This window comes from Pseudoalteromonas sp. Scap03 (assembly GCF_013393115.1).
In the GTDB taxonomy this organism is placed as follows: Bacteria; Pseudomonadota; Gammaproteobacteria; order Enterobacterales; family Alteromonadaceae; genus Pseudoalteromonas.
Genome location: NZ_VDEU01000001.1, coordinates 878,995 through 902,906, shown reverse-complemented (window position 1 = coordinate 902,906; position 23,912 = coordinate 878,995). Strand labels below are relative to the sequence as shown.

Here is a 23,912-nt window from a genome sequence, read left to right as displayed (position 1 = left end):
TATGCAGTTATCAGTTGAACAACAAAGAGTTATTGGCTGTTTATTGGAAAAGCAAACAACAACGCCTGAACATTACCCACTATCATTAAATGCCTTAACGAATGCTTGTAATCAAAAATCAAATCGCGCTCCTGTGCTCGAATTAAGCCAACAGCAAGTTCAGGCTACCATTGCCGAATTAATCGACTTACGCTTGGTAACAGAAGATGAAGGTCTCAGTGGACGTGTATCTAAATACGACCATCGCTTTTGTAATACACAATTTAGTCACTTACAATTTAACGCACAACAACGCGCCATTATATGTTTATTATTATTGCGGGGAGCTCAAACACCCGGTGAATTAAAAACCCGTTGTGCTCGCTTAGCTGACTTTACCAATGTTGACGACGTTGAAACATCGCTTGAACAATTGATTGAAAATAGCCATGTTAAAAAGCTGCCCCGTGAGCCTGGTAAGCGTGATAGCCGTTATATCCACTTATTTACAGCACCTTCTGCAGAAAACGATGAGCCAACAGCAACACAAACCATTACAGACGAGTTAAAAAACCAAGAGCTCAATGAGATACTCGCTGAAATTAACGAGCTAAAAGCTCAACTTAAACAAATAAAAGAGTATATAGGACTTTAATTGTGTAATTTGAAATCACATAATAGCTATTCTTTTTTGAGCATTAAAACTTTTTAACTTTAAGGAGCGGGCCATGCGCGCCGAAATTATGGCTGAAATGAAAGTTCAGCCTAGTATTGATGTTAACGCTGAAATTAAACGCCGAGTAAATTTTATTAAAGCACGTTTAAAAGCCGCATACTCAACTTCACTGGTACTAGGTATTAGTGGCGGTGTAGACTCATCAACCTGTGGCCGATTATGCCAACTTGCTGTTAATGAGCTTAATCAAGAACACCAAGATACACAGTATCAATTTATTGCTGTGCGCTTACCGTATGGAGTGCAAGCAGATGAAAGCGAAGCACAAATGGCGGTTGATTTTATTAAGCCCAGCACCCGTATGACAGTTAATATTCAGCCTGCAACCGACGCACTGCACGAGCAAACAATGGCAACTTTAGCTGGTAATAATAAGCCATTGCCAACACAAGAAAAAATAGACTTTATTAAAGGCAATGTGAAAGCACGCCAACGCATGATTGCACAATATGAAATTGCTGGGTTTTGCCAAGGGCTCGTTGTAGGTACCGACCATAGCGCCGAAAACATTACCGGTTTTTATACTAAGTTTGGCGATGGCGCCTGCGATTTAGCCCCTTTGTTTGGTCTATCTAAACGTCAGGTTAGAGCATTGGCAACAGCATTAGGTGCACCTGCTTTGTTAGTTGAAAAAGCACCTACTGCGGATTTAGAAAGTGATAGACCAGGTTTGACTGACGAGGAAGCATTAGGCTTAAGCTATGAAGAAATTGATGACTTTTTAGAAGGTAAACCAGTCTCCGAGCATGTGGAACAAACACTGATTGCAATTTACCAACGCACGCAACATAAGCGCCAGCCTATTCCAACAATATACGATGCTTTTTAAATCAATATTATAAGTGTGATTTAACTGATCGAGCCGCTTATATTTTACGTAAAAAATGGCGTGAAAATAAGTGGCTTAAATTTTAACGGTTAACCTTAACGCTTGCCAACAGAGAGTTTTATATTTTATGACCCCCCCTATTTTGATTACTGGTGCAGGACAACGTATTGGACTTGCGCTTGCACAGCATTTTATAGCCCAAGGGCAAGCGGTCATTATTACTTATCGTACCCGCCATGAAGCGGTAGATTTGCTAGAGCAAAAAGGGGCCACTTGTCTTTATGCTGACTTTAGTTCTGATGAGGGTATTAATACTTTTATTACATTACTTAAAGCACAGACTGACTCACTAAGCGCGATAATTCATAATGCATCAAGCTGGGACTGTGAAGCTAACAACCCTCAGTTTGAGCAGCTGTTTGACAGTATGATGCGCATTCATGCAAAAACACCGTACTTGGTAAACTTACGCTGTGCAGATTTACTATTAAATTATCAGGCGTCTCACACTAAGCCCGCTGACATTATTCATCTAACTGATTACGTAGTGGAAACTGGCAGCCCAAAACACTTAGCCTATGCGGCCAGCAAAGCCGCCTTGGATAACTTAACCAAATCATTTAGTGCTAAATATGCACCGAATATTAAAGTGAATTCCGTCGCACCATCATTAATTATTTTTAATCAACATGATGATGAGCAGTATCGCGCTAAAACTTTAAAAAAATCATTAATGGGTATCGAACCTGGATGCCAAGAAATTATCAATAGTATCGACCTACTACTAAACAGCCATTACATCACAGGCCGTGCTTTACCTGTTGATGGTGGTCGCCATCTTAAGTAAGTCATCTAAATAAACGAGAAACTTATGCATAACGAATTAAAAGAAAGCTATCAAAAAATTATAACCGCAGTCGGTGAAGATGCAGAACGTGAAGGGTTGCTCGATACTCCAAAACGCGCTGCAAAAGCGATGGAGTACCTAACTCAAGGTTATCGCCAAACGCTTAACGAAATCACTAACAATGCAGTATTTACCTCAGATGCTGACGATATGGTGTTGATACAAGATATAGAGCTTTACTCTATGTGTGAGCATCACTTATTACCGTTTATTGGCCGCTGTCACATTGCTTATATCCCTGATGGCAAAGTGTTAGGTTTGTCTAAGTTTGCACGTATTGTGGATATGTTCTCTCGCCGTTTTCAAATTCAAGAACAGCTAACCCATCAAATTGCCAAAGCGGTTGAGGAAGTAACCGGTGCCAAAGGTGTAGGCGTCATTGTTGAGGCAAAGCACATGTGTATGATGATGCGTGGCGTGGAAAAGCAAAACTCAAGTATGCGTACTTCGGTTATGCTTGGTAACTTTAGAGCCGATCCGAAAACACGTAATGAGTTTTTACAGCTGATCAAAGGATAACCTATGGCAAACGCAATAATTAATGTAACTAACTTACGGCTACGCACGTTTATTGGCTTTAATCCTGATGAACGTGAAAAAAAACAAGATGTAGTCATTAATTTAGAAATTCATTATCCGGCTGATCAAGCTTGTGAAACTGATGAAGTAGAACAAGCACTTAACTACAAGGTAATTACTAAAGAAGTAATTAGCTTAGTTGAACAGGGTCACTTTTTATTGTTAGAAAAATTAGTTGCTGAAATTCTTGCTGTTTGCCACTCGCACCCAAGTGTAAATTATGCCAAAGCCCGAGTGGATAAACCTCATGCGCTGCGCTTTGCAGACTCTGTGTCGCTAACTCTGGACTGGCACAAATAATCCAACGGCAAGGGCTATTACAGCTAAATAACGTAGCCCTTTGCCGAGTGTTACTAGCACTAAAAACATACTAAAGCGCACTTTAAACACGCCGCCAATAACAGTTAGTGGATCGCCAACAATAGGTAACCACGCAAACAGTAAGCTATATACTCCATATTTATTAAACTGCTTTTGCGCTTTTTTAAGCCCTTTTTCAGAAACTGGAAACCATTTTTTATCTTTGAAGCGTAATGCTTGTGTTCCAAGCCAATAATTAACACAACTGCCTAATACATTGCCTAAGGTTGCTGCAAACCAAATTAGCCATAAGTTAGTATTACCTTGCATTATCATCCCACCCATCAATACTTCAGACGAGCTGGGTAATAACGTAGCCGATATAAATGCTGTAAAAAATAATGTTATATAGAGCATTTTTCCCTTATGACTAAAAACTAAACCCAGCCATTAAGCTGGGTTTGAACGACTTTTTAACTTAAATCAAAACGCTTATTTAATTAAATTTAAGCTAAGGGGATAATTAAACTCTTTGCCATCGTTGGCTTTTACGCTTGCGATAACCACCATCACAAATGAAAAGATAGCGACCATAGGTAACAGTAGTAAACCAACAGCTGCAAAAATTAGTAAAAAACATACAAAATAAGCTATAGCCATAGTAATTTGAAAGTTAAGCGCTTTTTTACCATGTATATCAACTATAGGCATTTCATCTTTTTTAATTAGCCAAATAATAAGGGGGCCTAACACCGAGCCGAATGGCACAATAAACCCAGCTAATGCACTTAAATGACATAGCATTGCCCAAGTTCGGTCATCTTTATTAACGACTTTAATTTCTTGATTTTCTTCCATAGCACAATCCTTTAATTTTTAAAATCCGGTTTAATTATACACAGGTATATAACACCACTTATCTATTTATTTGTAAAAAAATCACAACCTAAATTTCTGTGATAAAAAAGTGATAAGTTTGTGAGAGTTTCTGGAGACGATTGTTCAATACTTATCTCGAATCATCACATACAGGAAATAAAAATGAAAGCTTCAACATTTACACTTGCAACTCTTTTAGCAGTAGCTAGCCAGTCAGCCATAGCTGCAGAGTTAGACCTAGCAATAACCAACCTAACACAAGGCATTCACTTTACCCCACTGCTAGTTACAGCACACGACAGCGAAGATAAGCTTTTTGAAGTTGCAACTGAAGCTTCTACTGCATTACAAACAATGGCTGAAGGTGGCAACATTGCAGAACTAATGGCACAAGCTACTGCAGCAGGTAGCGACATGGCTGCAAACCCAGCAGGAGGCTTATTAGCGCCATCATCATCGACCATGGCCACACTAATGACAACCGATGGTAATGACTACCTCTCAGTAACCGCTATGTTACTGCCTACAAACGATGGCTTTGTTGGCCTGGATAGCTGGAAAATCCCAACCGAAGCAGGCACTTATACTGTTTACTTAAATGCATATGATGCAGGCACTGAGCACAATAATGAACTCATTGTCGATGGCTCAGGTGCACCGGGTACGCCAGGTATTCCTGCAGCCCCAGGTGGCGACGCGGGCACAGGCGGCGCTGGCTTAACAAGTACCGATAGCAATATTAACGTACATATTCATCCAGGCACGTTAGGTGACGACGATTTAACCGCTGGTAATAGCGATTTAAGTAATACGGTTCACAGATGGTTAAACCCAGTAGCTAAGCTAACCGTTACGGTTAAGTAGGAGCGTTATCATGGCATCTTTAAATAACTTTAAAAAAAGCATCGTGGTTGTTGCACTTGCAGCCTCACTTGCAGCCTGCGGCGATAACGACAGAAACGAACCTGTTCAGGTTGTCACACCGCCAACTCCTGAGCCTGTAAGCTATACATTTGATGTTACCGTCAGCAATTTAACCGCGGGGCAGCCACTATCGCCTATTGCTGTTATTGCACATACTGAAGGCACTCTTTGGCAAATTGGCAATGCGGCCTCAATTGCATTAGAAGCAATAGCTGAAGGAGGCGATAACAGCCAACTGCTTGCATTAGAAAACGCTATAGCCAACGCATCAAGCGAAGGTCCTGTTGGACCTGGTGCTAATACCACGATTACATTAACCACAGACTCACTTGAGGCACTTAAGTTGTCGCTTGCCACTATGATGGTGAATACAAATGATGGGTTTACCGGTCTTAGTGCTTTAGATGTATCTTCATTAGCCGTCGGCGACTCTTTAACTCGCACTACCGTTGCTTATGATGCAGGTACTGAATCAAATACAGAAGCAGCTGGTACGATACCCGGTCCTGCTGATGGCGGAGAAGGTTTTAATGAAGCCCGTGATGATGTTAATTTTGTAGCAAGACACCCAGGTGTAGTTACAAATGAAGATGGTTTGTCTGGCTCAGTGCTTAGCCCTGAACATAAATTTGATAACCCATTAGCAAAAGTGGTTATTACCCGCACTCAGTAATTCGTTTATCAATATCAACCTCGATATACCAGCTTTTAATGGGGAAGTTGGGGAGCACGGAAGCCCCCCCTTTTTTACGAGGATAAATGATGCGCCATGAAAAGTTACTCATAGTTGAAGACGACAGAGAAATTGGTAAATTAATTACCACACAGCTTACATCGCTAAATTTACATGTGGATCATGTTGTAAGTGCTGAACTGGCTTTGAAAAAAATAGCCAAACAATCTTACGGGCTTATTTTACTGGATATAAACCTTCCGCAAATGGATGGATTGAGTTTATGTCGTAAAATAAAAGAACACTATCCAACTATCTCAGTGATTTTACTAACAGCACTAAGTAGCGATATGGACAGAGTTATAGGCCTAGAAATGGGCGCCGACGATTATATTTGTAAACCCTTTTTTGCACGTGAACTACAAGCCAGAGTAAAAACCCAACTGCGACACAGAGCACAATTGCTCGCGAGCCAAAATACTAACCAGAATACGATTAAGGGCGAAACAACGCTTCATGTTGGCTCGCTACACATTGAATTTGACTCTCATCAAGTGTACTTAGCTGAACAGGCAATTAACCTAACCGCCACCGAATTTGATTTGCTTGTGTACTTTGCACGTCACCCAAATCATGTCTTTAGCCGCCAACAACTGCTCGATAAAGTATGGGGGTACCAACACAGCGGCTACGAACATACGGTTAATTCGCATATTAACCGCTTGCGCGCAAAGCTCGAATTACATCAACCAACTCCCATTATAGAAACCGTTTGGGGTGTGGGATACAAACTCAACCCAAACCAACTTAATTAAGATTTTTATTATGAAACTTTCTTTGTACCAAAAATTAGCAGTGTCGTTAGCCGTTATTTTTTGTTTTATTTGTGCGCTAGTTTATAGCTGGAGTAAACAATTAGAACTCAACTCCAAACACCATGGCGAACAAAACTTACATTTAGCACTGGCTGAACATTTAGTACAAGACAATCCATTAATAAAAGAAGGCGTATACGATTACGAAGCCCTTGAAAACCTGTTTCATACTCTAATGCTGTTAGGCCCTGCCTTTGAATTTTACTTTGTAGACCAGCGCGGAAAAATATTGACTTACTCCGCAGAACCCGGAAAAGTAAAGCGCTCACACGTTAATTTAGAGCCGCTAAAAAAGCTGATTGCCCACCCAAACACAACACCTATTTATGGTGATAACCCACGAGACCCACAGCAACAAAAAATATTTTCTGTGGCGCCTGTATTTAACAACAATGCATTACAAGGGTATTTATATATAATTATTGGTGGTGAGGCATACGACACCTCACTCAATAATATAAAAAGTAACGACTCGTTATTAGTGGCTGCTATGTGGCTTGGCTCAACACTCATTTTTTTATTTATTGCGATGCTTATTTTACTGCGATTTTTCACAAGCCCTATTCAACGTCTTGCAAAAGATGTGAGCAATATTGAGGCTGCTAACTATAGCCTAACCGATACAAAACTAAGTCACTATTCAAATCAAAAAAGCAACGAAGTCCACAGCCTAGGTCGAAGTATTCAAGCGATGATAACGCGTATAAACGAGCAATTTAAAGCACTTGAGCAAGGTGATAAACAACGTAAAGAGCTGCTTACTCACCTCTCCCATGATCTGCGAACACCACTAGCCTCTCTACAAGGTTTTTTAGAAGTGTTAAATCAGTCAGGTGACAAACTAAGTAAACAAGAACAGCAAGAATACTTGCAAGTCTCATTAAATAACTGTGGACAGCTAAAGCAACTTATAGAGCAAATTTTTGAACTTGCTCACTTAGAAAATGGCCAAATAAACATTAATAAAGAAACATTTAACCTAGGAGAGCTAATTTACGATTGTATTGCTAAGTTTAGTATTGTTGCGCAACAAAAAGGCATTAATTTATCGGTTGAGCCAGAAATTTGTGACTTCCCTGTCATCGCCGACATAGCCAAACTTGAGCGCGTTTTAAGTAACTTAATCGATAATGCAATTAGGCATACTCCCCTTGGTGGCAGTATTGAGGTTAGCGTAAGACGAAGTAACCACTATCAATTATTTGTGCAAGTTTCGGATACCGGAGTTGGTATTAAACATGATGAGTTACAAGCTATTTTTGATCCCCACTACCAAGCTAGTAATTCTAATAAAGCGGGCCGTCAACAAGGTGGGTTAGGGCTTGCTATTTGTCGTGGACTATTAAAGCTTATGGACAGTGAAATAAATGTTCAAAGTGAGATAGGCAAAGGCACTATTTTTAGCTTTAATTTGCCACAAAAAAAAGGCGTAACTTAACGTTACGCCTTGGCTCATTACTTAGTTGAATTTGGGTGTGGCTATTTTTTTATACCGGCTAAATCAAGCATAAATGCATAATTTAACGCGGCATCTTCTAAGCGTTTAAAACGACCAGACGCACCGCCATGGCCGGCTTCCATGTCTATTTTAAATAGTAGTTTATTATCATCTGTTTTGTAGTCACGCAGTTTTGCAACCCACTTTGCTGGCTCAAAATATTGAACCTGTGAGTCGTGCAAACCTGTTGTTACTAACATATTAGGGTAGTCTTGTTTACTAACTTGATCGTATGGTGAATACGACAACATATAATCGTAATATTCTTTCTCGTTAGGGTTACCCCACTCACCATACTCGTTAGTTGTAAGCGGAATAGTCTCATCAAGCATAGTAGTAACCACATCAACAAATGGAACCGCAGCCACCATACCTTTATATAGCTCAGGCGCTTGGTTTGCCACTGCGCCCATTAATAAACCACCAGCACTGCCACCTTGGGCAAAAATTTGCTCTTTATCGCCATACCCTTGAGCTACCAATGACTTAGTAACATCTACAAAGTCGTTAAACGTGTTCTTTTTAGTGAGTAATTTACCCGCTTCGTACCACGGGCGCCCTAACATTTGCGAACCACGTACGTGGGCAATTGCAAATACAAAACCACGGTCAAGCAACGTTAATCGTGCAGAAGAAAAACTAGGATCCATTGTTGCACCATACGAACCATAGCCGTATTGCAATAATGGGTTAGTGCCATCTTTTTTAAATAGCTCTTTTCGATACACCAAACTCACCGGTACTTTTACGCCATCGCGTGCTGTAACAAAAATACGCTCAGACGCGTAGTTTTCTGCGTTAAAGTCACCTAATACCGCTTGTTGCTTTAATAATGTTTTTTCGCCAGTGGCCAAATTGACATCATAAGATGAACCCGGTGTCGTCATACTGGTGTAATACACACGTAGCGTATCGCTGTTTAATTCGTTATTACCGTACGCATTAATCGTGTACGCACTGTCGTTAAAGCTTAGTGGTAACTCTTTGCCTGATGTTAAATTACGCGCAATCAGTGTTGATTGACCCATTTCACGTTGTTGATATACCAAGTAGTCATCAAATAACTCAACGTCTTCGAGTTTAATATCCTCGCGAGCAGGGATCACACTTTGCCAATTTGCTTTATCACCGGCTTTATCAATATCAACTTTCATAAGCTGAAAGTTAACCGCATTTAAATTAGTCACAATGTAATAAGTATTACCTAATTTTGAAATGCTGTATTCAAGGTTGGCTTCACGTTCAATTAAACGCTTTGGCTTAGCATTTACATCGTTTGCACTCAGTACTGATAAACCCGATGCATCAGTACTGCTATGCCAAATATAAATTTCTGAGCCGTCTTTGCTCTTGCTCATACCTGTGTAATAGCTCGTATCTTTTTCTTCGTATACAAGCTCATCATCGCTTTGTGATGTACCAAGCGTATGACGATAAACTTGATAACCGAGTAAGGTTTGCGCATCTTTTTTAATGTAATAAACAGTTTTATTGTCGTTCGCCCACACAACATAACCACTAGTGCCTTCAAGCGTGTCTTCTAGTAATTTGCCCGTGTTTAAATCTTTAATTTTTATATTGTAAACACGGCGACTCACCGTATCTTCACCATACGCCATTAAGTTATCATTTGGGCTTACATTTAGGCCACTAACCGCAAAATAGTCATGGCCTTTAGCTAATTCATTTACGTCTAAAATAACTTCTTGATCGGTGCCTGCAAAATCACTACTGCGTAAGTAAGTAGCATACTCATTATCGCCGCGAGTTTGCGACGAATAATAATAGTTACCTTTTTTAACTGGCACTGAATCATCATCTTTTTGAATTCGCCCTTTTAGCTCTTCAAATAACGAAGTTTGTAACGTTTTTGTATGCGCAAGCATTTCATCTGTGTAAGCATTTTCAGCCTCAAGGTAACCAATTACCTTAGGAGCTTTACGCTCATCATCACGCATCCAATAATAATTATCGATGCGAGTATCGCCATGGATTGTCATTTCATATGGCACTTTCTTCGCAATCGGCGGCATGACTTCGGTTTGAGCAGCTACATTTTCAACCTTTGCTGATTGCTCAGCGTCAGGGGCTTTATTACACCCCCCTAAAATAGCTAAGGATATAAAAGTAAGAACAAATGGAGTGTGTTTCATTGATCAGAATCTCTGTAGTTTTTATTTTTGTTAAATATACCTAATATTTAATAGCACAGAGATTTAGTTTGTGAAGCTATGTAAAAAGGGAGCCGAAGCTCCCTTTTATAAACATTTAAGTTAGTACATTACTTTTGCTTACGACGACGCATAAATGCAAACGGTGCAACTAGTAATGTTAGCCAGGCTAGTGAACCTGAAGAGCTTTTCTTCGCTGGTTCTGGAGTAACAACAGGTGCTACTTGCGCTGTAATGCTAACCGCTACCATTACAGGTTCAGATACATTACCACGAACATCAATAGCAACAACTTCCATTTCTGCAGATGTATCACCTGCTAATAAAGTTGTATCTGCAACCACAATTTGTCCATCTGCATCAACAGCAAGACCAATATTTGTATTTGATTGTACGTAATACTCTGAAATGGCCAAATCTAACTCTGACTCTTCAATAGTAAGCGCACCTACTACGGTTCCATCCGCTGCATCTTCTGAAACACTAAACTCACCACCAACCAGTTTTGGTGCTTCAACGTCTGGTAATTCTAGGTCTTCAGCTGCCATAACTTTAATAAGGTTAGTGCCTGAACCTTGCGATAGTGCAAACGGACCACTTGCAGAAACAACCGCTTTCTCTCCTGGCATAATTGAAGAAACGGCTTCGCCCGTTTCAAGTGAAGTAATCTGTACCTGAGGTTGTACACCAAATACCGTTGAACCTGTTACACTATCAGTTTCAAAGTAAACACCTGTTTGATAGCTAGGGTAGCCCACTGATACCTTAAAGTTCATTGGCTCGCCAATCATTGCTGCATCAATATTCATCAACTCAGAACAGCCAGAGAAGGTAATTGTATCTTCACCTGCCGCATGGTAAAGCGGAGTAGCCCATGCCAACGTATCATTACCCGCACCATCAGTTGTACCAATTAGAGTACGACTACGACCAGGGAATGCAGTCTGACGACCACGATCGTTATAGTTTTGCATATACTGATCTGAGACACCGTTATTATCTGTGTCGATTTCAACTCTGTACCCAGCTTGGAATACATGTGTTAATGGATCTCGCAATTGAATGGAAGAAGTTATAAATACACCTGAATCACACGCTTCTGAATTAAACGCAGAGAAAGTAGTAGACAGGATATTAAACTCAGCCTCTTCAATTGTTTTTTCTGTTCCCACTGCAATTACACTTTCAGCTTGAGGCGTAATTTCTGTTTGACCTGTGTTTTCAATAACTAATGCCATTTCATTATTAACAACTTCAGGTGAGTAACTTAATTCAGTCGCCGCCTTTGGCATTGCATGATAAACAAGGTGTAAATCATGATCGCTATCTGTAGATGCGTCATCGAATACTAACGCACCATCAAATTCGATTGATGTTAATGCTGCACTTCTTGCTGCAATGTCATCTGCACTGAATGGGTTTTCTAATTCCCATACAGGTAATTTAGTTGGGTCAACCGTCATTGTAATATCAAAGTTAATCGCTTGACCTGCAGGAACTGTTACAGACTCAGGGAAATCCCAACTAACTGCGTTAGTATCAATATCACTTTGATAACGCGCTTCTGTGCGAAGATTATAAGTTTTTGCATCTGCAGAGAAGTTCTTAACGGTTACCGTTTTAGTGATAGAGCCTGTTTCTGCAAGGCTCACTAAACCATAAGAAAGCGCAGCTTGTTTAGTATCAAACTTTCCGTCATGCACCCATGCCGCAACTGGTAGATTAACCGCCTTAGTAACGTCAACCAAACCAGCACCTATCATACTAATTGGTGCAAGCTCTGAGTCAGGGTTTATATCAAGAGGTTCATTGGTTACATTTAAGTTCGCAGCATTCATTATTGTTGCTTTAATCTCAAACGCATTGCGCTCTGGATGTGCTTCACGGATCATAGCAACCGCACCGGCTGTAATTGGACCTGAGAATGACGTACCCGACACAGGATTAGTCCCCGTTTGAGTACCTGCTGCTGCTACATCAATACTTGTGCCTGGCGCTGTAATTTCTGGTTTTAATAAACCATCCATCGAAGGACCACGCGATGAGAATGTAGCAACCGCACCAGCTGTTGCTTTAAATTCAACACTAATATCAAATGTTGCAGGACCGCCAGCAGCCAGCTGAGCTTTTAATGCTGCGCCTGCAGCAAAATTAATTCCTACATTTTTAATTGTAACTGCAGCATCAAAACCACCCATAGATGCAGGAGTACCATCATCTACATTGTTTGCAATCATTACGAACTCAGCACCTTTAGCCTGAGCATGTAAAACTTTATCAGTAAAGTTACATGATCCTCGGTCAATTAATACTGCTTTGCCAGTAAAGTCCACATCCGCAGAGAACTCAACACAACCATCCTGATTTGCTTCAGGGTAAACTAAATCAATATCAGCACCTGAAATAGTATAGGCTTCTTGTGGGCCAAAACCTGATGGCTGGATATTACCTTCAAGGCCTGCAATAGCGCCCTCAGCAATACCAACTTCAGTTGCTGGGTGAGTCATAGCACCGACAGATAGTGCATTAGGTGTAGTACTTGGACCACCAATACGGAACGGGTTGTCACCATCGTTACCAGCAGAAATGACCATATTTACGCCTAACTCAACTGCACGTTGAACTAAGTATTGTGTACCACCACCAGTGTAAGTGTCACCAAACTCACCTCCAAGAGACATGTTCATTACATCAACACGGTCTGAAATATCACCATCACCGTTAGGATCCATTGCCGCTTCTAATGCTGCTGCTTGTGCTGCACTTGGACAACCACCACCACATACAGAATATGCATATAACTCAACATCAGGTGCAATACCGTTTACTGAGTTTGCAGATGATGTACCGTGATTTGTTGGATCACCCGTTGATGGAGAGTTAGCCGCGTCATTTTCAATAGGATCTGCATCATCACGAATAAAATCGTAACCACCTTGCACGATACCTTGAGGCCATGCAACTGACGTTGGATCAGCCTGTGCAGCTAGGTAAGCCTCAACTGTACCTTCACCACCAAATGCCTCATGCGTATAGTCAATACCTGTATCAAGCACTGCAACACGTTGGCCTTTACCACTTGCAATACCATCAGTAATAAGTGGTTTAGCATTGATATATTCAGAGCTCGCAGCAACATGTATTTCTCGATCGAACATTGGTAAAACTTTAGCAACGCGATCATCTTTTGAAATTTGAGCTAACGCTTCTGGGGTTGCTTGAACAATTAAGGTTGGTGCTAAAATTTTAGTTTTACCAATTACTTTTGCATTAAAATCTAAGCTATTTAACTCAACAGTCATCATATCTTGAAGCTGCTCAATCTGCGCCGTTATTTCTCGATTAGAAGATGATTGGTAAGTCCCAGCAGCAACTGCATCGACAGACGTTTTTGCCTTAAGAACGATCATATGTGCAGAAGGTGCTTTTTTATCAGCAGCTATTTCCTTAATTTGCTCTGCGTATTTATTGGTCATTGTAGCGTCAGGCAAAGTCGCAGCATTAGCAATCGTTGCCACAAGTGCACTTGATACAGCTGTCGCGATTGCTGTTCTTTTAATTATATTGTTAGACATTGTTTCCCCTAAGATAGGTTATGTATTATTGTATTTGCTATATTTAATTCTTTGGCTATGTAACCGAATATAAAACGCCAACCTTTGTATGAGCAACAGCATTGCTACATTAAAATTACATAAAAAACAGAACACCTTACAAAAATAGCGTAAACAACTGATTTAAAACACCAAAAAGAAGCAACTAACTTTGTAAAAAAATGTAAACAAAAATGTAAACAAAAATGTAAACAAAAATGTAAACACTGAGAAAAAAATGAACAATGATGTAATTAATATTTTAACTATGGCTAAAGTCATTCAAACAGCCGTTGCCCCTGTTTTTTTAATTACGGGTATTGCAGCAACACTTGGGGTGCTATCCAACCGTTTAGCACGTATTACAGACAGGGCCAGACAGTTAGAACGAAAATTAAAAGTTAGTACGGATGAGGAGTTTAACTTATCCTTAACCACAGAATTAAGAGCGCTCCTAAAACGTTCTCGATGTATCCACATAGCCTTCAGCTTAAGTGTCTTAAGCGCATTATTAGTATGTGCCGTGGTTATGCTGTTATTTTTATCGCACATACAGTCGATTAATTTAGGCGTTACTATTGGTAGTTGTTTTGTTGGTGCAATGGCATTGCTAATATGTGCATTTATGTCATTACTTGGCGAGGTTTTTTTGGCAACCCGCAGTATGCGTCGAGGAATGATATTTGCCGATATTGATATGAATGATTAATAAAAAGCCCCGTGTAACTAAAGTTACACGGGGCTTTTTATTATTGATTTAAAATAAATTATTGCACAGTGTAGATAGTTTCTAACACTTCAATTCTAGCCTCTTTTGAAAAACCAGATGCTTTAAGCTGCTCTGAAGCCGCTAAAATATCTTGTCCTTCATTTACAGCCATAACCGCAATCTTAGTGCCTGGGAAAACAGATACTACCTTTAAGCCCGTTGCTGATGCAACATCGCTTGCAGTTTTACCGTCTTTTAACAGAATAGTAATGTTTCCTGATAATGTGCTTAAGTTATTAGTCAGAATATTGCGAACTAAAGAGCCTTTAGTAACTAATTCTGAGTCAGTAGCAACATTAACAATTGACATATCGCCCTTCTTCATCACTACATGCTCTTCTGCTGCAACACTAGACGGCACTAAACGTAAGCCTTTCTCTACTTTATAAGAACCAAAGTCGGCTTTATCAAACTTTAAGCTAGCAACCTGCTTTTTAGGTAACTCAAGTTCTTTATCAAAGCTAGTGTTAGCTGTTGCGCTTAATGAGATACACGCGGCAGCACTTAATACGATTAATTTATTAAATTTCATTTTTATAATCCTTACTCTTGACCTGCGTGACCGAATGCGCGAAGAGATACACCTTCAAGAACACTCGCTGAGCTATTATTGCTTATCCCAATTGCACTTAAACCGTTATCGCCACCGTCACTCAATGCAAAGCTATCTGCACTTGTATCTAGTAAGCGGATTTTCCAAGTACCTTTAGTAGACTCGCCGTAAAAAGCATTTGAAAGCATAACTGCGTCTTTTAATACATAGCCAATGCTCCAACCATTAGTGAAGCTGTATGCTGGGTAAAACAGTGCTTGTTTAGATGACAATAACACACTACGGGTACCCGCTGGTGATGTAACTTCAATCGCTAAATCGTTACCAGCAGATGTTTGTGTACCATCGCTTAAATCTAAGACCATCTCAGAGTTGCTAACATCAAACTTAAACTGCATTGCTTCAATATTCAGCTCTTCAGTCACTTCGATTTCTTGTGTTAAACCCGATGCGTTGTTATCTGGGATTTCAAGTGCTAGTGCATCCTCAGCAACAACTGAACCAAAACCTTTCCAATTCGTGATTACTTGCTCGCCTAATGAAGCTTCGTAAGATTTAGCCATTGCAACAGCTGCACCAGCATCAACTCGACCAAAGCCATATAAGTTATTAAAGCTATAACCGGCAGCATTTTCAACCCAACCGTCATGAGCAACAAACTCACCTTCACCTACAGTTAAATTAACAGCTGCGTTATCTGCATCAATTAAAGTACTGGTTGATGCTAATATATGGCGCACATCACGCCAAGTTAGTTCAGGGTTGGCTGAAAGAATTAACGATACCACACCTGATGCATTTGGCGCAGCAGACGATGTACCATTAAATGTAGATGTGTAGTTACAACTTGCGTTATCTTCATGCCCTGGGTAATTAAATGGGTATTGGCTTGCAGCAAACTCTTCACCATAGGCTGCAGCCCAAGCGGTGATAGAACGGCCATTGAAGCCTGAATAACCATTAATACAAGTCATTTGATCAGTTGTAACCATTGCTGGAGCCCAACGACCATATTCACCCGCTGGCGCTGAAACCATTAAGTTAGCACCTGCAGTTGAGTAGCTAGTGTGCTTACCATTTGCATTTACAGCTGCGACACTTAAGTAATAAGGATGACCTTGGCTAGGTTCAAATGCACCATTATAACAAGTTAACCCTAACTCGTTAGCACCGTTATCTTCACATAATGAACCTTCGCTCTCATCACCAACAAAAGAGTTACCGCTCGATTTCATGTTTAGTGCACCTTTACCATCACGAAGGTAAAGATTTGGGTAAGACTCTATTGTTTCATCAAGCTCTGAATAAGCAATAAATGTCGGGAATGTAATACCGTAACTACGGTTAAACGCCGAAATGCTTTCAGACGTGCTAATACCACTTCCAGGGAAACCATGTACAAGTAGATCAGTTTGCGCTACTTTCTCACCACCAAGGTAGTTCATACCAATTAAGCCTGTATCAGGTGCAACACCACGACCGCCTTTACCATTCCAACCTTTTGCTGCAATTAAGCCTGCAACACTAGTACCATGGTCACCGCTGTTAGATGTGCTTGTAGGGTCAGTACGGTCTAATGTTTCTGCGTCCAGGTTTAAAGAGCGGTTAGGCAATACGTTATCAATTAAATCTTCGTGGCGAATTTCCATACCTGAGTCAACAACAACAGCAGTCATGCCCGCACCTGTAACACCTTGCGCATAAGCAGCTGCTACGTTCATGTCTTCACCAACAACAAGCTCTTCAGCTTCTGACTTAGCGAAGTCTTCATCAAAACGTGCTTGTGCCTCTTCTTCAGTAAAACCACGTTGATTAACATATAAATCAATAAGGCCTTGTTTCATCTCATCGCTTAAGGCGTAAGCTTTTTGGCCTGTATTATTCAAGTGCCATTGTTGATTTGCTAGTGGGTCACCAATAGTACCTGAAACCATAATTTGTGCAGATGCTGTTTTACCGTTAGCTGTCACCGTGTAATCGATTACTGCGTCTTCAGTTGTGACTGGCACGTAAGTAAATGATGTACCATCGACTGTTAATGCACCGTGGCTAAACATGAACACGCCGTCTTCAGCAACGACAGCTTCACCGTTTTCAGTAAAGCTGAATGATAATGTATCACCATCAAGGTCACTTGCATTAAATTCGGCAGTTACTGGGATCCATTGTTTTTGATCGCTTACAGCAACATCACTCGCTTTTGGTGCTACATCAGTAACAACTGGGGCTTTATTGTTATTATCATTATCGCTTCCACCACACCCTGATAGCGAAATTACTATTGCAGCAGACAACGCTGACAACTTAAAAATATTATTTTTCATAAATGCTCTTAATTGGTTATTTTTATGATAACCGAATGTACACAACCCCAACACCATCAACAACAAGGTATTTACAAACATTCACAAAAAAGACGAGTTAAAACTGATTATTTCCAAGGTCCGTCAATTTATATCAAAGTAATAATCTATGCATTCCCTTGAACTAAAGCCTGAGCTAAGATACAAAGATAATCAAATAACCGTCAAAGGAGTAGAGCAAAGTGAAATTGAAGCAAGTATTTATCGGGGCGTTACTATCTACATGCGCATTTAGCGTGTCTGCAAATTCTGCATTTAAAGAGCCGAGTGATGCGATTGAGTATCGCCAAGCTGCATTCTCTATGATTTCAGTTCAAATAGGCGATATGGGTGCTATGCTTAAGGGTAAAATTCCTTTTGATGCAGAGCAATTTAAGCAGCGTGCAAATAACGCAGCGGCATTGTCTAAAATGCCTTGGGAAGCTTTTTACGCAGGTACTGATAAGGGTGATACATCAGCACTTCCTGCGGTATGGTCTGAAAACGATACTTTTATGAAAAAAGCGACAGCATTTCAACAATATGCTGATGAACTTGCTGTAGCAGCTCAAACCGGTGACAAAGCTGTTATTGGTAAAGCGTTTGGTGCATGGGCTAAAGGCTGTAAAGATTGTCATAAGCAATTCAAAGACTAATATATACGGTGTATTAAGAACAAAAATGGCGCTGTATTAGCGCCACTTTTTTTAACTAAGCAAATAACTTAAATGCTCACTTCCCCAGGTACTCATTAATAAAACCAGTAGTACCAAAAATATAACCCATGCAACCCATGGTGACTTTGTCTCTGGCTCTGAGCTTTTTGTTGCTAGTGCTTTATTACCGGTGATCATTGCTTTGACCAGAGGCTTGCCTTTAATTTTGTAAGCAATAATAGCCACAACATGCAAAATAATCGCATAAAATAAAATATCAAAATTAATATGGTGCAGCCAATTGGCCAAATCAATCGTATCACTCGATACATACTGCGCTAACGGGCCATCTGTTAAAATACCATCACTGCTCATTAAACCGCTTACTAGCTGCGCTATGATCAGAATAAAAAATAATAACACCATATAACTACCTGGTGCAGAATGGCCCACCTCATTTGTTTTTTTGCCAGCAAAAGAAGCAAGCACCGATTTAGGAGAGTGCAGTAATACCGATATTTTTGCTGTTTTACTGCCAAATAGGCCCCATATAATCCGTGTTGAAATAAGCGCTAAAGTAAAAAAGCCAACCACAAAATGAAGTTCGATCATGCCCTCTTCTGCACTAAAATAAAGCGCAGCAATACTCAATACTAATAACCAATGAAAGCTTCTTACAAAGCCATCCCACACTTTTACCTTAAACATTGCACCTTCCCTAAAAAAAAGTATCATCTAAAACGCTAACTATTTTAGCTTCTCAATATTAAGGTATCCCGATGAGTCTTTCCACCTATGCACAGAGTCAAACACATGCAGTCAATTAAAAAACCAGTATTAAAAGGCTTTTTAGATATGCTACCGCTGTGTTTAGCGGTTATTCCTTGGGGTATCTTATGTGGCTCGTTGGCAATACAAAACGGCTTTACTCCCTTTGAAACTCAAGCCATGTCACTACTGGTATTTGCGGGCTCGGCACAGCTGGTTGCAATAGAGCTCATTGCTGGTAACACCCCTCTACTAACCATTCTTTTTACCACGTTTATTATTAGCTCTCGCCACTTTTTATATGGCTTGGCGGTTCGTCACAAAGTAATTGAGCAGCCCATGCGTTGGCGCCTGCCTGTCAGCTTTGTGTTAACTGATGAACTATTTGCTTTTTCGCACCACCCGCGCGCCTATCGTACTAAAATCCGTTTAATTTATGCATTGAGCGCAGGTTTTAGCTTTTATATTACGTGGAATATTTGGACCCTGATTGGCATTGTAGCCGGTACTATGCTCCCAGACCTCACCAATCTAGGACTCGATTTTGCAATTGCAGCGACTTTTATTGCCTTAGTAGTTCCAGGGATAAAAAACTTAGCTACTTTAGTCACTGTTATTGTTGCAGGGATCAGTGCCACTTTATTAAAAAGCACAGGCTTTGAATTGTGGTTAGTATGCTCTGCGCTTCTAGCAATGAGCGCAGGTTACGTTGTTACCCGATTAGTGCAAAATAAGGAGGACAAAAGATGATGACCACTATTTTACTAATGGCATGTATTACTTTTTTTACTCGCTATTTATTCTTACACCGCGCCTTACCATTTAAAGTAGGGCCAAAAATGCAGCAATTTTTAAGCTTTAGTGCACCTGCGGTACTAACGGCGATTTGGGTGCCAATTGTATTTATAAATGACGAAGGTATAAACCTAAACTGGCAAAACCCTTATCTCAGTGCAGCTATCGTTGCTGTTATTGTTGCTTACAAAACCCATAATATTTACTTAACGACCTTGGCCGGAATGGGGCTGTTTTTAATTTTAAATTAGCAGCAAGCGCTCTAGAAGTGACTTAGACTTTGTAGATCATCACACAAAGGTTAGACTATGCAAAATAAACAAATAATAAGCGTATTTATATGCACCCATTCCATCAACTAAAGACTACTAGTCTGCAAGGCCAGCCAATCGACTTTAAAGAGTTTGAAGGCAAAGTTGTATTAATCGTAAATACCGCAAGTGAATGTGGATTAACTTATCAATATCAATCATTGCAAGCATTACACGAAAAATATGCAAGCCAAGGTTTGGTCATTATAGGCTTTCCATGTAACCAATTTGGTCAACAAGAGCCTGGCGACGCTAAGCAAATAGCGCAAGGTTGTTTAATAAATTACGGGGTTAATTTTTTAGTCGCAGAAAAAGTGAGTGTAAATGGCCAACATACAGATTCAGTTTTTCGCTATTTAAAATCTGTACTCCCGGGGTTTTTAACAAGAAAAATTAAGTGGAACTTCACTAAGTTTTTAGTAGCGGCAGATGGCACACCCATTAAACGGTTTGCGCCCATTACCAAACCTGAAAAACTAGAAAAAGTAATTGAAAAAGCATTACTCGCAGCTAAGGCTTAACCCCAAAAAACTATAAAGAGGCACAAAGCCTCTTTATTGCCAACTACAGCGCTTATTTGTACTAGCGACAGCCTAATCAATATAATCGTTTAAGTCATCTTCACCTAGGTTTTTACGCAAGCGTTTTTGCTCAAGGTAATCCTCTAACTTTCTTTTCACCTTTTGCTTTTTCTTGTCGTGTTGATTACGCCCGACCATTTCGTATTCGTCTTCAACAAAATCATCATCTAGCGCATCGTAACTAAATGTCTTACCCACAACCCACTCCATAAAGTGTTTGAGACCAATTACGGATTTCTATATCGCGATAATTGGTGAAATTAAAATGTTCAACATAAATTAGCTGTACAAATTTACGTCAAAATAAAGCCACATAGCTATCCTAAATAGTCTCTGTGTCAGTATTGTGAATAAATAGCGTTAAATTTGAATTGTGGAAAGTGAGAGTTTTTTATCGTATCGATAAATTTTATTTATTAGCATTTAATTGTTGGTTATTTTGACCACATTTTAGTATTTTCAATGAGTACACTTTCGACTTTAGAGCATTCAAAGAATCTCAAGTCATTGTTTTAAAATATTAAAAATAATTGGCACCAAACTTGTTATAAGTAAATTATCATCAGCAAAAAACAGAGAATAAACATGAAAAAATTATTATTAGTTAGCGCAATAATGTGCACCCCAGTAGCAATGGCTCATAACACGAACGACTCTTCAATTTCATTTAGTAACGATGAATGTAACGTTGAATTTAAGAATGATGTACGCATCAAACCCAATGAGTTAGAAATTTTTAAAGCCAATAATCAGCGCATGCTATTTACCGCTGAAGGTGAGCTGTCTATCAATGGCGAGCAAGTAGCATTAAATAGTGCACAGCGCCAAGCAATGACCGACTACACAGACAATTTACGCGTACAATTACCTGAAGTGGCCAATATTGCCCTTGAAGGGGTTAAAATTGCAGGTGTCGCATTAGAAGAAGTTGCCAATGCGTTTAATATTGACGGCCTCGATAATATTTCAACCTTAATGGACGATATTCATCAAGAAGTCGAAAGCACCTTTTATCAGCAAGGTACTTTTGTAATGGGTCAACAAAGCTTTACTCAATTTGGTGAAAACTTTGAACAGCAGTTTGAAAAGCAAATAGAAACAGCGGTTGAATCAGCAGTAATGGAATCAATGGGCAGCATTTTAGTGGCATTGGGCTCTGAGTTAATGAGTTCAGGCGGTGACATGCAAGCATTTGAAGAGCGCATGGAAAATATGGGCGCACAAATAGAAGAAAAAGTAGAGCTGCATGCCAAAACACTAGAAAAGCGTGCAAATTCATTATGTGATGACTTTGTTGAAATAGCGCAACAAGAAACGCAACTAACCGCTCAAGTTCCTGCACTTAAGGGCTATGAGTTATTTACTATTAAACAGCATTAATAGAGTAATACCCCACATTAATCTCCCTTTGCGACATTTGCTTTTAAGCTATGCCGCATTTTGCGTTTTATATCCTACTTAAAACCATTTAACTCAAATAATAGACCGTTGAGCGGATCTACTCTTGCTGTGCAGCATTGTTTTGTGGCTTCATAGTAAAATACAAACCAAAGTATAATCTTCGCTTCGCTCTAGATCACTTAAAATACCGCCCAAGCTGATGATTGTAAGCCCTAATTGCAAATATAATTAAACCCATCTTTTTAGATTTATATCCATGAGATGGTGCGCTCCCCGGTTAGAAGCGCTTTAAAACGCAACTAACTCCAAAGTGCCTAGTAACCTAGGCACTTTTTTTATAATTTAAAAACTTCGCAACACTATTTTTTATCGTTTATTTACTGCTCTTATCTGATAAATAATTAACCGCCTATAAATAACATGTTAAATCTTTGAATAAAGCAAAACTAAGCCCAACCAATACAAAATAATTTAATCTGAATAAATATTCAAAAAACTCTTTTTATAAACAGTTTAAACTCAAAAAAATCGAAAAGACCCCATATAAAAGCGACATAGCAATGAGCCAGGATGAATAATTATACAAAAAATAATAAATCAGTAGTTGAACGATAAATTAATAAACCAGTTTCGGATTAAAAAAACTAATGCTTCACCAGCAATTTTTATCGCTTTATTTTTAACCACCCTGCGTGCAAAATGCACATGTTTTCAACAGACACAACCACGGAGCGAATAAAATGAATCCAATTAATACACTTAACCAAACAGCCACAACTCACGTTGCCGTTAAGCCAACTAATCGCAAAGCAAAAATGCTAGCTAAACTTAATCGTTACGGAAAAAAATTAGCACTTGGCGGTGCAATTCAATACAAATAATCACCCAACCATGATTTTGTATTGTTGCAGCAAACACCCAACCTCTAAATGAAGACTCTTCTTTAGCTCCTCCAGTTTGCTGCCAGCCACCTCATAGCTAAAAATCACCTTAAATCTTCATTATTTATAAAAAAAACCGCATTTACGCTCACTTTTTAAGCAAACGATCTTTTTGCTATTTACACAGACTACTCACCTAAGTATTATCCTGCATCACGACGTGGAGAGATGGCAGAGTGGTCGAATGCACCGGTCTTGAAAACCGGCAGGGGTTTATAGCCCCTCTAGGGTTCAAATCCCTATCTCTCCACCACTTATTTTTATTAATTGGTTTTATCCCGATTAATAACACGCAGAATAATGCGTCGGAGAGGTGTCCGAGTGGCCGAAGGAGCTCCCCTGCTAAGGGAGTATAGAGTTTGTAGCTCTATCGAGGGTTCGAATCCCTCCCTCTCCACCATTACTGAATATAAACCACTTAATTGTGGTTTTTTTGTGCCCAAAAATAAGCTTTGCTGCTAATTGGGAGGGTGAGAGCCCTCGACTGGGTTCGATAAAGTGTCTGGAATAGTTTAGGCCGCTGCAAGCGTCGCGCAGCGATTGATTACATGGATGTAAGCAAGTCTATCCCTCCCTCTCCACCATGACTGAATATAAGCCACTTAATTGTGGTTTTTTTGTGCCCAAAAATAAGCTTTGCTGCTAATTGGGAGGGTGAGAGCCCTCGACTGGGTTCGATAAAGTGTCTGGAATAGTTTAGGCCGCTGCAAGCGTCGCGCAGCGATTGATTACATGGATGTAAGCAAGCCTATCCCTCCCTCTCCACCATTACTGAATATAAACCACTTAATTGTGGTTTTTTTGTGCCTAAATTTTTAACAACCTATGGAATTGTTCGTTTTGAAAAGCGTA

At 39.8% G+C, this 23,912-nt stretch carries 24 protein-coding genes and 2 tRNA genes; 18 read left to right on the top strand and 8 right to left on the bottom strand.

The features are described from left to right. Nucleotide 1 precedes the first annotated feature (1 nt). The 5 genes from FHG08_RS04105 (at nt 2) to folX (ending at nt 3,330) form a co-directional block, all read left to right on the top strand. Entirely contained in the window at nt 2–634 is a 633-nt protein-coding gene (locus FHG08_RS04105; protein ID WP_075170877.1) for a YceH family protein, read from the top strand. Nucleotides 635–707: 73 nt separating this feature from the next. Beyond that, nucleotides 708–1,544, top strand: a complete 837-nt coding sequence (gene nadE, locus FHG08_RS04100) for an ammonia-dependent NAD(+) synthetase (RefSeq protein ID WP_178954509.1) — start codon at nt 708–710, stop codon at nt 1,542–1,544. A 127-nt stretch (nt 1,545–1,671) separates the two neighbouring features. Then, nucleotides 1,672–2,391, top strand: coding sequence for a dihydromonapterin reductase (gene folM / locus FHG08_RS04095; protein ID WP_178954507.1), 720 nt, complete (start codon nt 1,672–1,674; stop codon nt 2,389–2,391). A 24-nt stretch (nt 2,392–2,415) separates the two neighbouring features. Next, on the top strand, nt 2,416–2,970 hold the full coding sequence (gene folE / locus FHG08_RS04090; RefSeq protein WP_008108996.1) for a GTP cyclohydrolase I FolE: 555 nt from the start codon (nt 2,416–2,418) through the stop codon (nt 2,968–2,970). A 3-nt stretch (nt 2,971–2,973) separates the two neighbouring features. Further along, nucleotides 2,974–3,330, top strand: coding sequence for a dihydroneopterin triphosphate 2'-epimerase (gene folX / locus FHG08_RS04085; protein WP_008108994.1), 357 nt, complete (start codon nt 2,974–2,976; stop codon nt 3,328–3,330). Here the strand turns inward: folX and FHG08_RS04080 are convergent. Then, a complete protein-coding gene (locus FHG08_RS04080; protein WP_010392588.1) occupies nt 3,307–3,747 on the bottom strand; it encodes a YqaA family protein in 441 nt (146 codons plus the stop codon). The genes folX and FHG08_RS04080 overlap by 24 nt on opposite strands. A gap of 75 nt (nt 3,748–3,822) precedes the next feature. Beyond that, the gene (locus FHG08_RS04075; protein ID WP_178954505.1) at nt 3,823–4,188 is read right to left on the bottom strand and encodes a DUF4870 domain-containing protein; all 366 of its coding nucleotides are present in this window, start codon (nt 4,186–4,188) and stop codon (nt 3,823–3,825) included. 183 nt (nt 4,189–4,371) lie between these two features. Here FHG08_RS04075 and FHG08_RS04070 point away from each other — a divergent pair, with 183 nt between their 5' ends. The 4 genes from FHG08_RS04070 (at nt 4,372) to FHG08_RS04055 (ending at nt 8,119) form a co-directional block, all read left to right on the top strand. Continuing rightward, nucleotides 4,372–5,073, top strand: a complete 702-nt coding sequence (locus FHG08_RS04070; RefSeq protein ID WP_178954503.1) for a spondin domain-containing protein — start codon at nt 4,372–4,374, stop codon at nt 5,071–5,073. Between the two features lie 10 nt (nt 5,074–5,083). Beyond that, entirely contained in the window at nt 5,084–5,806 is a 723-nt protein-coding gene (locus tag FHG08_RS04065) for a spondin domain-containing protein (protein ID WP_178954501.1), read from the top strand. Between the two features lie 89 nt (nt 5,807–5,895). Beyond that, complete coding sequence (locus FHG08_RS04060) at nt 5,896–6,621, top strand: response regulator transcription factor (RefSeq protein WP_138605474.1); 726 nt, start codon at nt 5,896–5,898, stop codon at nt 6,619–6,621. A gap of 10 nt (nt 6,622–6,631) precedes the next feature. Next, the gene (locus FHG08_RS04055; protein WP_178954499.1) at nt 6,632–8,119 is read left to right on the top strand and encodes a cell wall metabolism sensor histidine kinase WalK; all 1,488 of its coding nucleotides are present in this window, start codon (nt 6,632–6,634) and stop codon (nt 8,117–8,119) included. Between the two features lie 41 nt (nt 8,120–8,160). On the opposite strand, the gene FHG08_RS04050 is transcribed toward FHG08_RS04055, so the two are convergent. Then, complete coding sequence (locus FHG08_RS04050) at nt 8,161–10,332, bottom strand: S9 family peptidase (RefSeq protein ID WP_178954497.1); 2,172 nt, start codon at nt 10,330–10,332, stop codon at nt 8,161–8,163. A 128-nt stretch (nt 10,333–10,460) separates the two neighbouring features. Next, the gene (locus FHG08_RS04045) at nt 10,461–13,925 is read right to left on the bottom strand and encodes a S8 family serine peptidase (protein WP_178954495.1); all 3,465 of its coding nucleotides are present in this window, start codon (nt 13,923–13,925) and stop codon (nt 10,461–10,463) included. 256 nt (nt 13,926–14,181) lie between these two features. Here FHG08_RS04045 and FHG08_RS04040 point away from each other — a divergent pair, with 256 nt between their 5' ends. Continuing rightward, on the top strand, nt 14,182–14,652 hold the full coding sequence (locus FHG08_RS04040) for a DUF2721 domain-containing protein (RefSeq protein ID WP_178954493.1): 471 nt from the start codon (nt 14,182–14,184) through the stop codon (nt 14,650–14,652). A gap of 58 nt (nt 14,653–14,710) precedes the next feature. Here the strand turns inward: FHG08_RS04040 and FHG08_RS04035 are convergent, their stop codons facing one another. Both FHG08_RS04035 and FHG08_RS04030 read right to left on the bottom strand, forming a co-directional pair. Further along, a complete protein-coding gene (locus FHG08_RS04035) occupies nt 14,711–15,244 on the bottom strand; it encodes a hypothetical protein (RefSeq protein WP_178954491.1) in 534 nt (177 codons plus the stop codon). A gap of 11 nt (nt 15,245–15,255) precedes the next feature. After that, a complete protein-coding gene (locus FHG08_RS04030) occupies nt 15,256–17,589 on the bottom strand; it encodes a S8 family serine peptidase (protein ID WP_178954489.1) in 2,334 nt (777 codons plus the stop codon). A 221-nt stretch (nt 17,590–17,810) separates the two neighbouring features. Here FHG08_RS04030 and FHG08_RS04025 point away from each other — a divergent pair, with 221 nt between their 5' ends. Continuing rightward, nucleotides 17,811–18,263: a cytochrome c gene (locus FHG08_RS04025; RefSeq protein ID WP_010392576.1), complete on the top strand. Its 453-nt coding sequence runs from the start codon at nt 17,811–17,813 to the stop codon at nt 18,261–18,263. A 51-nt stretch (nt 18,264–18,314) separates the two neighbouring features. Here the strand turns inward: FHG08_RS04025 and FHG08_RS04020 are convergent, their stop codons facing one another. Beyond that, nucleotides 18,315–18,971 (bottom strand): cytochrome b/b6 domain-containing protein, encoded by a 657-nt coding sequence (locus tag FHG08_RS04020; protein ID WP_178954487.1) that lies wholly within the window; start codon nt 18,969–18,971, stop codon nt 18,315–18,317. Between the two features lie 105 nt (nt 18,972–19,076). On the opposite strand from FHG08_RS04020, the gene FHG08_RS04015 reads away from it, so the two are divergent. The 3 genes from FHG08_RS04015 to FHG08_RS04005 all read left to right on the top strand — a co-directional run bounded on the left by FHG08_RS04015 (nt 19,077) and on the right by FHG08_RS04005 (nt 20,658). Beyond that, the gene (locus tag FHG08_RS04015) at nt 19,077–19,781 is read left to right on the top strand and encodes an AzlC family ABC transporter permease (protein WP_178954485.1); all 705 of its coding nucleotides are present in this window, start codon (nt 19,077–19,079) and stop codon (nt 19,779–19,781) included. Next, the gene (locus FHG08_RS04010) at nt 19,778–20,077 is read left to right on the top strand and encodes an AzlD domain-containing protein (RefSeq protein WP_178954483.1); all 300 of its coding nucleotides are present in this window, start codon (nt 19,778–19,780) and stop codon (nt 20,075–20,077) included. Before FHG08_RS04015 ends, FHG08_RS04010 begins: the two co-directional genes overlap by 4 nt. An 89-nt stretch (nt 20,078–20,166) precedes the next feature. Continuing rightward, on the top strand, nt 20,167–20,658 hold the full coding sequence (locus FHG08_RS04005; protein WP_178954481.1) for a glutathione peroxidase: 492 nt from the start codon (nt 20,167–20,169) through the stop codon (nt 20,656–20,658). Nucleotides 20,659–20,730: 72 nt separating this feature from the next. Here FHG08_RS04005 and FHG08_RS04000 read toward each other — a convergent pair whose 3' ends face one another. Further along, complete coding sequence (locus FHG08_RS04000; RefSeq protein WP_008108975.1) at nt 20,731–20,916, bottom strand: PA3496 family putative envelope integrity protein; 186 nt, start codon at nt 20,914–20,916, stop codon at nt 20,731–20,733. 387 nt (nt 20,917–21,303) lie between these two features. Between FHG08_RS04000 and FHG08_RS03995 the strand changes: the two genes are divergently transcribed. The 4 genes from FHG08_RS03995 (at nt 21,304) to FHG08_RS03980 (ending at nt 23,460) form a co-directional block, all read left to right on the top strand. Then, a complete protein-coding gene (locus FHG08_RS03995) occupies nt 21,304–22,098 on the top strand; it encodes a YggN family protein (protein ID WP_178954479.1) in 795 nt (264 codons plus the stop codon). Nucleotides 22,099–22,859: 761 nt separating this feature from the next. Beyond that, a complete protein-coding gene (locus FHG08_RS03990) occupies nt 22,860–23,000 on the top strand; it encodes a hypothetical protein (RefSeq protein ID WP_010392563.1) in 141 nt (46 codons plus the stop codon). Nucleotides 23,001–23,222: 222 nt separating this feature from the next. Next, nucleotides 23,223–23,313, top strand: a tRNA-Ser gene (locus FHG08_RS03985). Nucleotides 23,314–23,367: 54 nt separating this feature from the next. Then, a tRNA-Ser gene (locus FHG08_RS03980) sits at nt 23,368–23,460 on the top strand. The last annotated feature ends 452 nt before the right edge of the window (nt 23,461–23,912 follow it).